Origin of the sequence: Dyadobacter sp. CY347 (assembly GCF_021502655.1) — a bacterium.
In the GTDB taxonomy this organism is placed as follows: Bacteria; Bacteroidota; Bacteroidia; order Cytophagales; family Spirosomataceae; genus Dyadobacter.
On sequence record NZ_JAKFFT010000002.1, the window covers coordinates 781106 to 795986 of the forward strand.

6 protein-coding genes are annotated in these 14881 nt (G+C 46.4%); 2 read left to right on the plus strand and 4 right to left on the minus strand.

What is annotated here, in order from left to right:
- Positions 1-5: 5 nt before the first annotated feature.
- Both L0659_RS04090 and L0659_RS04095 read right to left on the minus strand, forming a co-directional pair.
- The gene (locus L0659_RS04090) at positions 6-1040 is read right to left on the minus strand and encodes a galactose oxidase (RefSeq protein WP_235124369.1); all 1035 of its coding nucleotides are present in this window, start codon (positions 1038-1040) and stop codon (positions 6-8) included.
- Positions 1041-1199: 159 nt separating this feature from the next.
- Complete coding sequence (locus L0659_RS04095) at positions 1200-1397, minus strand: hypothetical protein (protein ID WP_235124371.1); 198 nt, start codon at positions 1395-1397, stop codon at positions 1200-1202.
- 149 nt (positions 1398-1546) lie between these two features.
- On the opposite strand from L0659_RS04095, the gene L0659_RS04100 reads away from it, so the two are divergent.
- Positions 1547-2941, plus strand: a complete 1395-nt coding sequence (locus tag L0659_RS04100; protein WP_235124372.1) for a DUF4270 family protein — start codon at positions 1547-1549, stop codon at positions 2939-2941.
- A gap of 512 nt (positions 2942-3453) precedes the next feature.
- A complete protein-coding gene (locus L0659_RS04105) occupies positions 3454-8787 on the plus strand; it encodes a T9SS type A sorting domain-containing protein (RefSeq protein ID WP_235124373.1) in 5334 nt (1777 codons plus the stop codon).
- Positions 8788-8869: 82 nt separating this feature from the next.
- Here L0659_RS04105 and L0659_RS04110 read toward each other — a convergent pair whose 3' ends face one another.
- Positions 8870-9292, minus strand: coding sequence for a BLUF domain-containing protein (locus L0659_RS04110; protein ID WP_235124374.1), 423 nt, complete (start codon positions 9290-9292; stop codon positions 8870-8872).
- 183 nt (positions 9293-9475) lie between these two features.
- Positions 9476-14845 carry a S8 family serine peptidase gene (locus L0659_RS04115; protein ID WP_235124375.1) on the minus strand — a complete coding sequence of 1790 codons (5370 nt, stop codon included), beginning with the start codon at positions 14843-14845 and terminating at the stop codon, positions 9476-9478.
- Between the last annotated feature and the right edge of the window lie 36 nt (positions 14846-14881).

Consider the following 14881-nt stretch of genomic DNA (forward strand, 5'->3'; position numbering starts at 1 on the left):
GAGGATCAGTTATCGTCCGCGTTCACAGTTGCAGTTGGATCGAATGCCCAGAAATCATCTAAACCATTTGAGCCGGTGCTGCTTCCAGTTCCGAAATAACCCAAATTGCCAATTGAAAATCCTGCTGCATATCCTCTTCCGCCTGATGCTTCAAAGCCAGTAACCTGCGTCCATGTGTTGGTGCCAGGCGTGTATTCCCAAGTATCTGATTTGCCTGCTCCACCCACTACATAAGCTTTTTCATTGATCACCAAAGCAGTTGCGAATGATCTTCCTGTAAATGCATCGTCGGTATTAGCATCAAGTCTTGACCAGGCGCCGGATCCGCTGTTTCCAGCCGGGTCGAAGCTATAAAGATCTTTTACTTCCGTGCCTGCATTGTTCAGGCCGAAACCTACATATGCTTTTCCGCCTACTGTGAATGAAAGCGCGCCTCTGCGTTTTCCACCTGTAAAAGTGGCAACTTCACTCCACTTGTCTGTTTTGTCGTTGTATTCGTAAAAATCCTGGTAGAAACCGCTTCCGTTATATCCAAGGCCTACGTAAGCTCTGTTATCCGTTACAAAAGATGTAGCATACTGACGTGTTCCGCCAAGGAAATCAGCCTTTTTAGTCCATTTGTTGGTTGCAGGATCATATTGGTAGAAATCTTTCTTGTATCCGCCGTCAACGGTTGTAACGCCATCGAAACCTGTTCCAACATATGCCTTTCCATTCATTACAAATGCGGTAGCATCATTTCTTCCTGATCCTTCAAAAGGGGCAACCTGTGACCAGATCTTCGTAGTTGCATCGTATGACCAGAAATCCTTTACTCTTGGCGCAGTTTCGTTTGTAAGCCCTGTACCGATATATCCTTTATTTCCAATAACAAAACTTACTGCACGCGTTCTTGCTGATCCACCAAAATTGGGAATACCTGTTCTGTACCAGTTTCCTAATTTATCTGCTTCGGCGTCATCTTTATTGCAACTAAACTGAACAAATGCGGTTGAAGCAACCAGAAGGGCTAATGAAGTCTTTTTTAAGGTATTAAACATGTAAAAAATATGGTTTGACTAATTGATACAAAAGAAATTGGTGAATAAAGCGGCCCTGAAATCATGCCTATCAGAAGGATTAGTGCTTCAAAAACAGCAGGCGCAATTTGAAATTTTTTGCAAACATAACATCTTGATACTGCTAAGTAAAATTATATGTTACTTTTTGTCTAAAAGTTTAGCCTTCTCTGCTGCTTTCAACGTTTGTAGCATCCGTAATGTTGTCATAAAGCTTCGTTTGGTTTTTGGGTTAAAATAGTGTTGCCCGTTTTTACGTTTGTTAGCCAGGTTTGCCACTGTTTGCCAATGCGGCGCGTAACCATAGTCAGCGGCTTCAGTGATCGTAATCACAGGCATTAATCTCTGTCATTTTTAACCCTTACGTGCTGCTTTGGGTTTTTGTTGCAGCTGGCCCATGCACTTTTAAATTTGGCGCATTTGTCCTGATGATGTTGTAATTAAGATTACATATGATAATTTTGCACTTTTTACTGTTCTTGCACTAAATGAAATTCAATTCGCATTTTCTTAAAAGATCTTCACGGGTTTTCAGATTACTGATCATATTAGCTGTAACAGCCTCCATGTCTGGGTGTGAACCTTGGGGAGACGAAATCGAGGCGATCGTCCAGCCCAATGTTGATGACTTTGCAGTGTTGTTTTCAGATACAACTTCGGTCTCGCTTTCTTCGGTTGGAACCGATTCGGTATTTACCGGAGGACCGGGAAGACTTTTGGTAGGCAGAAATATTGATCCGTATTTTGGAACATTCCAAGCTACTGCTTTTTTTCAACCCACTATTGAAACCGCTCTTGTCATCCCTGAACTAGCTGTTTACGATTCGCTTACACTTTCCCTGAGATACGATAATTATACGCATGGCGACACCACAGTTGCCATGAACATTGCCGTGCATAAGCTGCTGGCCAACATGCTGGACAAAAATGCGTATTACAATACCGATGCGACGCCTTATGAACCGGCTGCACTGGGAAAAATTAAAGTGGTTCCTACGCCACGATCCAGCGGAAGACTTAAAATCAAGCTTTCCGATGTTTTAGGAAAGCAGATATTTACCATGAGCAAAAGCAACCAGCTTCCTAGCAACACGGAATGGATTGACTTGATCAAAGGTTTGGTATTGCTGCCAGGGGCATCTGACAACGGGCCGGTTGTCGGCTTCCGCCTGTTTGATGATCAGACTTCCATTCAACTGCATTACCATTTGACAAGTGATGATGGTATAAAAAAGGATTCTACCGTGATCAAATCCGGGATTGGCTACAATCAGATCCTGGGCGACAGGAAGGGAACGCAGCTGGCCAAGCTTCCTAATACAAAGAGGATCTCGCTGCCATCGGAACAATCCGGTAATATGTCTTTCGTGCAGGCAGGTCTGGGTGTGATGACGCGCGTTGACTTCCCTACTATTAAAGATTTGAAACTAAATCCCTATACGGTTGTCAACAAGGCATTTTTGCAAGTCTCTCCGCTAACGTCGTCAGTGACAAACTTTTACAAGGCCCCCGATACATTGTTTGCTTATCTGGTTGACAAAAACAATGAGTACTTTCAGGGCAGCACGGGTTTTCCCGAGCCTTTAAGAACTTTGAATGGAACCCAGGTTTTTGGCAAATACCAGGTTGATCTGCTAAACAACACTTCATACTATGTTTTTGACGTAGGCGGTTACATTACGACAGTTTTAGGTACAACCGGCGATAATACAACCGGTATAGTGTTCAGGACTTCAACCTTTAATACCCGTACATCTGCCGCGCAGCCAACCTACGATTCAGAATTTACCAAAAGCGCCACGCGTCTTGTCATTGGCAATCAACGAAACAGCGAGCCTGGCGTCAAATTACAGCTTTACTATACTTCGGTGAACGCCAGGTAGGGCTTTTCGATTAAAGAATAGAAAGCGGAGCTGCTCTTTGGGGCGGCTCCGCTTTTGTTTGTACAAGCCTCCACACTTTCCCTTAGGCGCTGTCCATCGCTTATAATTTTGCTTCTGTAAAAATCAATTCTAGTCAATTCAGTTAAGCCTCCTATCACGGAGACTACTTAGACTTCTAAATGTCTTCTCTCAACTAAGCCAAAAATCCTTCAATGCAGGCTTTTTACAGCCCTTTCTTCTTGGACAACTTGTCTGTACTAAACTTCCAATGGCCTTCCAACGGAAATTTCCGTCTATCGCTGCACAGTGAGTTTGTAGAAATACTTTGATTACTATTTAAGTAGTACTACATTTGTGTTACGAAAAAACTTTCTGCCTATACATCGAATATTTACGGTTTCTGTGGCTGGCACAAAAATTTATTTGATCTAGTATCTTAAATTTTTGTAGAATTGCTTTCTCAAAAGGTAGAATAAATATACACGGCAACACAAATTGTTTTTAAACACTATATGGATAACATCTCCGATTTTTCCAGATTAAAATTTTTACACTGGCCTGTTGCCATCACATTATTTTTCTGCTTTTTGACGCTATCCAGCGTTAGTTTTTCTCAACAAACATTAGGCATTACCACCTCGAGGTCCGCTCCGGCTGGCATTGTCAGTTTTAGTGGCGTATCGGCTTCAACTGGAATCGGTGCTACCAAGCCAATTAGCGGCTACGCGAAGATGTATGGCGACAGGCAATTCGTTTTTCCTGTTGGATATGCAGGAGTGTATCGTCCCTTTGTCGCACATGCCGACAAAACATTCGGGGCCTATTTCAAAGAAAGTGCTGAAAACGCCTCATTACCAAGTGGTGCGCCTTTTAATTTATCTTCAAAAGACAGCGCCCTTAGCAAGGTCAGCGCTACTGAGTTTTGGGATATCAATGGAGAAGCCGGAACACAGTTGACATTTACCTGGGACAAAGCCAGCGGCATCAGGGAGTTAACTGAAAGTTCTTTGTCGCGCCTTTCCATCGCCGGCTGGAATCAGTTGACCGGCAAATGGGAGGTTGTTAATTCCTCGATAGATGAATTGGGGATTTTAGGATCTGCCAGCTCGCTTGATTCCGGCTCGATCACAACTACTGCAAGCATTGTTCCAAATCAATATAACATATATACGCTGGCGTCACTTCGCTCGTCATCTTTGCCCAACAGCTTTGAGGGCCGCATGGAGGCTTTCGACTGTGATCAGATAAAGGGCTGGGCATGGGACAAGAATTATCCGGCTTCGAATGTAATCGTTGAATTGCTGGACGCTAATGTTGTTGTGGCTAGTGCGGCAGCGAATGTATATAGGGAAGATTTAAAAAATCAAGGCTTTGGAACAGGGTCATATGGTTTTGTGATGACAGTGCCTGCATCATTAAGGGATGGCAGGTCGCATCAGATTTCGGTCCGGGTTCGGAATTCTTCGTTTGTACTGGCTAATGCCCAGAAGGAACTCAGTTGTTCTTACGCGGGGAAATTGGAGCTGATTGATTGTGTAAACATCAAAGGCTGGGCCTGGATTCCTAATAATCCAAATGCAGAAGGCCTGACTGTGGAGCTGATTGAGAACAACAAGGTCATAGCAACAACGGTTGCCAAGAATTACCGCGAAGATCTGCGTGCTGCGGGACTTGGAACAGGATACTATGGATTTGTGCTGCCAGTACCAGCGGCTTTGAAAGACGGCATCGGGCACACAGTATCCATGCGTATAAAAGATACCAACTTCTTTCTAGAAGATTCGCCCAAAACATTCACTTGCTCCACGCCTCGTTACGATGGTATTCTGGAAGCGGCAAGTTGCAGCCAGCTAAGGGGTTATGTTTGGGATAAAAATAACCCAAACGCGGCAGCATTAACTGTTGAATTGGTCGAAAACAATGTTGTTTTGGCCACTGTCGAAGCAGACGCTTTCCGTCAGGATTTAAAAAATGCCGACAAAGGCAGCGGTAATTATGGATTTACTATGCCATTGCCAGCCGCGCTGCAAGACGGTCTTCGCCATACGATCGTACTCCGGGTGAAAGGCTCTACTTACCAGCTTATCAATACACCCCGAGCCAGTACGTGCGCTGCACCCGTGTTGTATAGCGGTTCTTTTGAGTCGGCAAGTTGTACAGAAATAAAAGGCTGGGTTTGGGATCAGAACTATCCTGCAAATGCTGCGACAGTGGAATTGCTTGATAACGGCACCGTGATTGCATCCGCTGTGGCCAGCGCCTACCGCTCTGATCTGAAAGATTCAGGCAAGGGAACTGGAAATTATGGTTTTGCAATTCCGGCGCCTGCGATATTGAGCGACGGTCAGGCGCATTCATTGAGTGTGCGCATTAAAGGCACTAGTATAATTCTATCTGGCTCGCCAAAATCCATAAACTGCACCATTGCTCCTCGTTACGACGGTATTCTCGAAGCGGCAAATTGCACCCAGCTGAGAGGTTATGTTTGGGATAAAAATAATCCGAATGCTAATGCTTTAACTGTTGAACTGGTTGAAAACAATGTGGTTTTGGCCACTGTGGAAGCTGGCACTTTCCGTCAGGATTTGAAAGATGCGGGTAAAGGCAGCGGAAATTATGGATTCACTCTTCCATTACCAGCTGCGCTGCAAGACGGTCTTCGCCATGTCATTGCCCTTAGAGTAAAAGGCTCTACTTACCAGCTGATTAATACGCCGCGCGCCACTACCTGCGCTGCGCCAGCATTGTATAGCGGTTCTTTTGAATCAGCAACTTGCACAGAAATAAAAGGCTGGGTCTGGGACCAGAACTATCCCGCAAATGCTGCGACGGTGGAATTGCTTGATAACGGCACCGTGATTGCATCCGCTGTGGCTAGCGCCTACCGCTCAGATCTGAAAGATTCAGGCAAGGGAACTGGAAATTATGGATTTGTGATTCCCGCGCCGGCGATATTGAGCGATGGTCAGGCGCATTCATTGAGTGTGCGCATTAAAGGGACTAGCGTGATTCTATCCGGCTCTCCTAAATCAATAAACTGCACGATTGCTCCTCGTTACGATGGTATTCTGGAAGCAGCGAATTGCACCCAGCTCAGAGGTTATGTTTGGGATAAAAATAACCCGAATGCAAATGCATTGACTGTTGAACTGGTTGAAAACAATGTGGTTTTGGCCACCGTAGAAGCGGGCACTTTCCGTCAGGATTTGAAAGATGCGGGCAAAGGCAGCGGAAATTATGGATTCTCTCTTCCATTACCAGCTGCATTGCAAGATGGTCTTCGCCATGTGATTGCACTGCGTGTTAAAGGCTCAACTTACCAGCTGATTAATACGCCCCGCGCCACTACATGCGCTGCGCCAGCATTGTATAGCGGTTCTTTTGAATCGGCAACTTGCACAGAAATAAAAGGCTGGGTCTGGGACCAGAACTATCCCGCAAATGCTGCCACGGTGGAATTACTTGATAACGGCACTGTAATTGCCTCTGCTGTGGCTAGCGCCTACCGCTCTGATCTGAAAGATTCAGGCAAGGGTACAGGAAATTATGGTTTTGTAATTCCTGCACCAGCAATATTGAGCGATGGTCAGGCGCATTCATTGAGTGTGCGCATTAAAGGCACCAGCGTAATTCTATCTGGCTCGCCAAAATCAATAAATTGCACCATTGCTCCTCGTTATGATGGTATACTGGAAGCAGCGAATTGCACCCAGCTAAGGGGTTATGTTTGGGATAAAAATAATCCGAATGCTAATGCATTGACCGTTGAACTCGTTGAAAATAATGTGGTTTTGGCTACTGTGGAAGCAGGCACTTTCCGTCAGGATTTGAAAGATGCGGGTAAAGGCAGCGGAAATTATGGATTCACTCTTCCATTACCGGCTGCATTGCAAGACGGTCTACGCCATGTGATTGCACTCAGAGTGAAAGGCTCTACTTACCAGCTTATCAATACACCTCGCGCTACTACCTGCGCTGCGCCAGCATTGTATAGCGGCTCTTTTGAGTCGGCGAGTTGTACAGAAATAAAAGGCTGGGTTTGGGATCAGAACTATCCGGCAAATGCTGCGACCGTAGAACTACTTGACAACGGCACTGTAATTGCCTCTGCTGTGGCTAGCGCCTACCGCTCAGATCTGAAAGACTCAGGCAAGGGCACTGGAAATTATGGTTTTGTAATCCCGGCACCAGCGATACTGAGCGATGGTCAGGCGCATTCATTGAGTGTGCGCATTAAAGGCACCAGTGTGATTCTATCTGGCTCGCCAAAATCCCTAAACTGCACGATCGCTCCTCGTTACGATGGTATTCTGGAAGCAGCAAACTGCACCCAGCTAAGGGGTTATGTTTGGGATAAAAATAATCCGAATGCTAATGCTTTGACTATTGAACTGGTTGAAAACAATGTTGTATTGGCTACTGTGGAAGCAGGCGCTTTCCGTCAGGATTTGAAAGATGCGGGTAAAGGCAGCGGAAATTATGGATTCACTCTTCCATTACCAGCTGCGTTGCAAGATGGTCTTCGCCATGTGATTGCACTGCGCGTGAAAGGCTCGTCTTACCAGCTTATTAATACGCCGCGAGCCACTACCTGCGTTGCGCCAGCATTGTATAGCGGTTCTTTTGAATCGGCAACTTGTACAGAAATAAAAGGTTGGGTCTGGGATCAGAACTATCCGGCAAATGCTGCGACGGTGGAACTACTTGACAACGGCTCTGTAATTGCCTCTGCTGTGGCTAGCGCCTACCGCTCAGATCTGAAAGACTCAGGAAAAGGCACTGGAAATTATGGTTTTGTAATTCCTGCACCCGCGGTATTGAGCGATGGTCAGGCGCATTCTTTAAGTGTGCGCATTAAAGGCACTAGCGTGATACTATCGGGCTCGCCAAGATCCCTAAACTGCACGATTGCTCCTCGTTACGACGGTATTCTGGAAGCAGCAAATTGCACCCAGCTAAGGGGTTATGTTTGGGATAAAAACAATCCGAATGCAAATGCTTTGACCGTTGAACTGGTTGAAAACAATGTGGTTTTAGCCACTGTGGAAGCGAGCACTTTCCGTCAGGATTTAAAAGATGCGGGTAAAGGCAGCGGTAACTATGGATTTATTATGCAAATGCCAGTTGCATTGCAGGACGGTCTTCGCCATGTGATTGCACTGCGCGTTAAAGGCTCCTCTTACCAGCTGATTAATACGCCGCGAGCCACTACCTGCGCTGCGCCAGCATTGTATAGCGGTTCTTTTGAGTCGGCAAGCTGTACAGAAATAAAAGGTTGGGTCTGGGACCAGAACTATCCGGCCAAAACAATGACCGTTGAGCTGCTTGATAGCGGAACTGTGATTGGGTCGGCTGTGGCCAGCCTGTACCGGTCGGATTTGAAAGATGCGGGCAAAGGCACTGGAAATTATGGATTCGCAATTCCGACACCAAGTGTTTTAAAAGACGGTCAGCCACATTCTTTAAGTGTCCGTATCAAAGGCACAAGTGTAATGCTGTCTGGATCGCCAGATTCTATCACCTGTTCATCATCTGCCCGTATGGCAAGTCCTCAGCAAGAAATTTATGAGCAAAGTAAGGGTGAAAAGGATGCTGTGCCTGACATAGTTGTTGCGCCAAATCCAAGCTCGGGAAAATTCGTCCTTCATTTGGATTTAAAACAATCCTCTGACTGTAACCTGACCATATACAATCTGCTAGGCCAACCAGTATGGAATAAACGTCTGAACGCTGCTTGGCAACTTGAAGAACCAGTCGACATTACCCAACAGCCATCAGGTGTATACATTTTACAGCTTTCAGTAGGAAACAAAACATTCAGTGAACGAATCGTCATCGCCAAATAAGCGTAGCAGATTGCCTGTGAAGGTGATCTGTTACGCCTCCGGGCGTTCTGCTGAATACACGAGTTCAGCAGAGCAGCAAAATTTAGTTCCGATGATTGTTTTTATAAAAGGATTTCAACAATCCCATTACTGCACCATCCTTATTAGATGCAGCGGAAAGCGGGTTGCTTACGAAAGGCAGAAACTCTTGTAAATGATCAAATTCATGACTGGCAAGTGTCCGGTATCCCATAAGCCAATCCGGAAACGACCTCTGCTCAATCTCGGCTGAAAACAATCGAAGAAGGTTTTTATGCCTGGTATCCCTGGCGATCGTATTGTACAATGCTTCTACTTTTCCTTTTTCCCCTTCAAGTACTTGGATAATGCTGCCGTTGCAATAGAGCAGGATGCCTGTAATGTTCAAAGATCCATTATTTGCGTGGCTCTGTGCCAAGATCCCAGAAATTTCATCCTCAGAAAGCAGTCCCACCGAAGAGCTTAGGTAAACAAGTGTATAATCCATTCAACTATATTTTTTGACAATAAGATATGCATGTTTTTTGGTTAACAGATGTTGCGTAGTTTTTATTGTCATAATAACGATTATTAGGGTATCTTTATAGGAATTAATTCTACGTATTAAGCCTTCCACTCTTTCTTCTTCATGTTTTATCCGCGTGATTGAAACTCTCAAGCATTCTTTAATTTACTGTTTAATCATCTTAAAAACCTTTTCCCTGGTTTTGGAAGCTGCTTTGATCAGGTAGTTTCCAGACGAGAAAACCTTCGGGGAAAGCTCGATCTTTTCGGTCTGAGGCTGGCCGCGGGATGTTACTTTCTGTTTAAGAATTGTATTTCCTTTTAAATCGTAAACATGGATATCCACCGTTTCGCCTTTTGTCTCCTCAAATTCAAAAGCAAAATGGTCACGTGCAGGATTAGGGTAAATCTTCCATTGGTTTTCCCTATTAAAATGAACCGGACGGATCGTAGAATAACGGAAAGTGCCGTCCATATCAACCATTTTTAGCCGGTAATAATTAGTAACAGATAGGGCGGGTGAGTGGTCGGTGAGTGAATAGCGCTTTGGTCCAATGGACGAATTGCCTGCGCCGGCTACTTGACCAACGTTGGAAAAAGCTTCACGCATCAGGCCATCCTTGTCCGTTGCGACTTCCACAACGAAATGACTGAAATTTTCTTCACTGGCCGTTTGCCACTCTAATAGAACAGATTCTTTATTTTCTGCACCGGTTTGGCTTTTCGCCGAGAAATCAATGATCGTTACTGGAAAAGGGGTGCCGATGCCCAGGTAACCTTTCGACAACCAGAACTCCGAGAGCGTCTTGGTTTGAAATTCAGCATAATAGCCCTGTTGATAAGGCACGATCTTTACCAATGGACCTGAATGGAATGCCCAGGAATCACTGGTATTGTTTTCCAAACTATTGTCTTCAAGCAGGCCCGAATATCTGGTAACGGCAAGTTCGTAGGCTGAAAGTGGTTTTTCAATGCCGGTTTTATCCGGTGCGGCAAGGAGGCGTTCGGCTTCGGAATCTGTAAAGTAAAGCCGTACGCTTACAGGCTTAGGAAGTGATTGCCGGGACGCGGAAATCTGAAAGCTGCGCGGCAAATAATAATACTGCCCGTAGTAGCTGGGAACCCAGTAGGAGCTGGAGTAAGGATTTACAGTAACATGACCAAGTTTTTGGTTATTTGGATTGACAGATGCAACCGACATATCGTAATATTTCAGGTCGACCCACGCGTTTCCCTGCACATTCTCACTGGTGACGATGCCCGAGCCATAACCAAGTTCATGGATTCGGGACGCGCCGTCGTACAGATGAAAGTCATCGATGGCAAATCCCTCCCAGCCATTTGATGCTTTTGTTTCGAGCACAAATCGAAACCTGACATACCTTTGTCCGGGATACATAGTCGCAGTCGATACATGCCACCGGGTATAATCCTGGTAATTCCAGGCCGCTTGAAAGTTTTTATATGTGTTATACCAATTGACGCTATTGATATAGCCGTCCAGCCTGTTCCAGCTATTACCCGTATTGTACTCGACATATGCCACATTGCAAATATCCTCGTTACAGGTAGCCAAATCGATGGAGGTACTAAAGCTGAGCATGGGTGAGCTCATATTACGGAGATCAAAACATGGCGAGTATAGATAAGAAACGCCCGCTTCCTGACTGGGTTCGGTCAGGTTGGTTTTCCAGGCGTTCACACCGCTGGCAGCGCCATTCACCTTGGTTGAATTGGGAGAGCCGAATTGCCAGGCCGAATTCGGATCAGGGGCTTGCCAGAGGCCCGGACCACTTTCAAAATCTTCCAGATATGGAAATGAAGCGATTGCAGCGGGCGTGTTCTTAACGATCCGGATCGTGTCGTTTTCAGTATCAGCGTCCAGATGTGCATAAACAAATGCTTTCACAGTGTGATCGCCTGCAAGATGAAGGTTTGAATAACAATAGGCTGTGAATAAGGTATCCCGGCCTTGCCTTACCAACGGAATATTCCCTTCAAAAACCGTCACATTGTCTACTTGAATTTGCAACGGAACCTGATAATTATCTGATGATCCATTATTTCGAACCACAACGCGAATTTCGCCGTAACCATTATCACTGCACACGGTTGAAGTCAGCGGCGCTACCTGAACCAGCCGGACATCGCTGGTGGCCTTGAAAAGCCGGATATCATCGATGGAGTAACTAGCCATATTCACAGGGTAAACGGCGGATTTCCGCCAGCTGACTTGGAAGCTCGTTGAGAATTGCTGATCATTTTTAATGAGCAGCTCGCTTACATTGATATTTGCCAGGTAATGGTTTTTATCGATTGGAAATAAAGCTTCTGATGGGTCCTGCAATGCCAGAATCCAGGGATCGGTGTCTTTACCACGAATGTACACGCGCACATCGCTGTATTGGGAGTCGCTATTGTGGTGCCGGAAGCTGAAGGCCAGTCGGATTTCTTCTTCTCGTGCGTCGTGGCCGGCAAGATTGTAGGTGCCATCGACCGCTGCATCGTAGTAATAACCTGCCCATTCGGTGGTGTTAAGCGTAAGGGACTTAGTTCCCGAATAGGCATCCGCTGTTGGTGGAAATGTCTTCAACATGCCACCAGTTTGATCGGTGGCAAAATCGTAAATGTCTGCATTATCGAGTCCGATGCTATTTTTCATTAGCGTCTGCTCGGTCAGGGATTCATAGTCTTCAAAGTACGGCAGTGCGACTACCGGATTTGGCAGGTGCTTGATCGTAAGGGATTTCTGGTTGTTTGAAGCCACAGGATCACCATCCAGCTTTACGAAGAAATGAAAAGCATACGTTCCGGCATTGTGCAGGTCCTCCGTTCTTTGAAATGTATATTCAAAATGGCTTAATGCATTTACACCTGAGCTTACCGTTTCCCAGTGCACCGGAGCGTTGGAATCGCCAATTGAATAGCCAATTTGAAACGGTGTACTAATTCTTTGGTCGTCTAAATTCCTGATTACGACCGAAATGGGCTGGGAGGCCGAAAGCTGACTGGAAGTAAGCATCCGGCCCGACATCAGTGGAGATATGATGGAATCAATAGCAAGGTCAAGATTTGAAATGTCCCCTGCGCACGAGCCATTGTCAGGCTTACGGCTGATGCCAACAGCTCTTCTGCCGGCAATGCCATTGATGCGGGCGCGGACGGAAATGTAATAAGTTGAATCACGCGAAAGTCCAGGCAGGATGTAATTAAGCCCTGACGTCACGGCGACCGGTTTCATTTCGTTTCCTTCAAGCCGCATGACTTCATAATCGGTCGCGCGGTTGACGGCAGTCCATTTAACGGCAGCATAACCTTCACATTGAATGGGTGAAAACGAGATAACAGGCACGCCCATGATTGAAAATGTGCCGCTTTCCTTGACGACCCCCGTTTCATTTTGCACTATCCTGATTTTGGCCAAACCGGTGCTAGCCTCGGGGACTGTCCATCTGAGCTGTTCCGACCGCGCCGTAACCACAGAGTTGATATTGGTCCAGGAGTCACCATTATTGAGGGAATAGGAGATGGCGTAAGTGCTTGCCGGGTTGCCATAACTGTCCCAAGAAATATCAATCGCGTCGCCCCTGGTGAAGTGCTCGTCCCCAATGGGATGTGTAAGCACAATCGATTTTTCAATGATATCATACACGAGGTAATAATCCTGCGGGCCGGAAGGGATTTGGGTGCCTGCCACCGAGAAAGTATAGGTGCCCGAGCCTGGATTTTCGACAACGATCTGCTCTACATTGTTAATCGTATCAACGCCAGCAACTGCTGCCAACTGAGGAGCAGTGGGATCCAGAATCAAAGGAAGAAGAACTTGACCGCCAGGTCCTTTTGCCGACAAATCAAGGTTATTGACCAGCGCCTTACCCTCCGCTATCATAGACATCGGCCGGTCGTTCCAGTACAGCATGACTTTAAGTGCGGTAGTGTTGGCTGGAATCTGAATTTGATGCTCCCCAGAAGCCTGGTTGGCCAGCGACCCGTTGAAATATTGGCCTTTTTCAAGCATGGTAACCGAGCGTAGTAAATTCATCGCGCCAAAGCCATAACTATAATCCGGTCCGGCCAGGCCCCGGTCCGTGGCCCCGTTGCAAAGCAATGCCTTTACCAGGCTGTTTTTCGGATTTTGCTGATTATGAAGCTGGCGGTAACGCTGTGTGAGCAGCGCAATGCCGCCCGCAACCGCCGGTGCAGCCATACTTGTTCCCGAAGCTGCCCGGTAGAGATTATTAGGCATAGTAGAAACAATGGTAGTCCCGGCTGCAATCAGATCAGGCTTAATACGCCCGTCTTTTAAGGGCCCTTTGCTGGAAGCGGTTGAAACCAGGCCAGTGGTTGTCATATTACCTACACTTATACCATTCTTGGAAGACATATACGAATCCAGAACCGTTCCGAAGCCTGCGGGGAGCCCGTTACAAGATCCTGCAAGCCCACTGTTTCCAGCGGCAAAGACCTGCGTCAGGTGCGGTAGTTCATCAGCCTGCTTGTCGACTATAGATGAAATGTAATCGTAATAGCCAAAGCTGTCACAGTTTCCGGAGCCATAGGCAAATGCTGCCACAACCATCCCGAAATTTTTGACCATTGTTGAAGCTTGGTATAAAAGGTTTGATTGCAGCAAAATTGATGCTTTGGGAGCGTAGCCCTTATACATTTCATTGACAATGCCACCGCCGGCCGCAGTTCCGGCCATATGCAGCCCATGCCAGGCATTATTAGGGTACGCTATGTAACCAACTGCCCTTGGGCTTAAATCGATATGGCTTTTGATGTCACCACTGTCAACGATTCCAATCACGACGCCTTCACCGTCGAGCCGGTACCCGGATGGAAGGCCACTGGCCAGGACGTTCGCACGTGATCCAGCCACGCTTTTGTCGTTCAGAGGCTCGGCGGGCGGTGGCACTGCCTCAATATATAGTAGCCAGGGTAGGCTGGCCAGTTCATCTAACCTGTTGATTTCAATTCGGGCCTCGATGATGTGATAGCGACGTCGCGAATTAGAAATGACTTCAATGTTATTTGATTCCAGCTCTTGTTCGACATCCTCGCCGCTGATCGCGCTGGGGAAGTTGATTACTACGTCTATTTTACCCGCCACAGTTACTGCATGTGCAGGCGGATTTGCGCGCAGCAGGTCGGGATGGATTTTATCAGCTGCCGTTAGTTCAACAACCGACCTTGCATCGGCCAGTAGGAGGACATTGGCGTCCAATGTGCCGCTCACCATGGCTGTGTAAGCATTTTCCGGAACATAATCCAGCAAATCGATGCCAGCCTTGTTAAGCCGGTCCACCGCCTGTTTGTCAGGAATGTTATTGAATTGAATGATGACAACCCTGCGGGTTGGAGAACTTTTGCGAAAGGATGCGCTGGTTAATGTTTCAGATAGGTTTGCCGGCGGGACGATGGTGCCGTTTCTTAAATGTAGTTTAGGGTTTGAGCCGTTTTGGGCATAAACAATCGAGTTTAGAAGCACCATGACAAATGTCAGATGCAGCCAGCAAAGCTTTCTGGAACACATATAAAGAAAAGGGGGTAACCTGAGGTTAACTTATTT

Bases quoted from the DNA above. Each gene is read 5' to 3' on its own strand.
- L0659_RS04105 (WP_235124373.1), top strand. From the start codon at position 3,454: ATGGATAACATCTCCGATTTTTCCAGATTAAAATTTTTACACTGGCCT.
- L0659_RS04095 (WP_235124371.1), bottom strand. From the start codon at position 1,397: ATGCCTGTGATTACGATCACTGAAGCCGCTGACTATGGTTACGCGCCG.
- L0659_RS04100 (WP_235124372.1), top strand. From the start codon at position 1,547: ATGAAATTCAATTCGCATTTTCTTAAAAGATCTTCACGGGTTTTCAGA.
- L0659_RS04090 (WP_235124369.1), bottom strand. From the start codon at position 1,040: ATGTTTAATACCTTAAAAAAGACTTCATTAGCCCTTCTGGTTGCTTCA.
- L0659_RS04110 (WP_235124374.1), bottom strand. From the start codon at position 9,292: ATGGATTATACACTTGTTTACCTAAGCTCTTCGGTGGGACTGCTTTCT.
- L0659_RS04115 (WP_235124375.1), bottom strand. From the start codon at position 14,845: ATGTGTTCCAGAAAGCTTTGCTGGCTGCATCTGACATTTGTCATGGTG.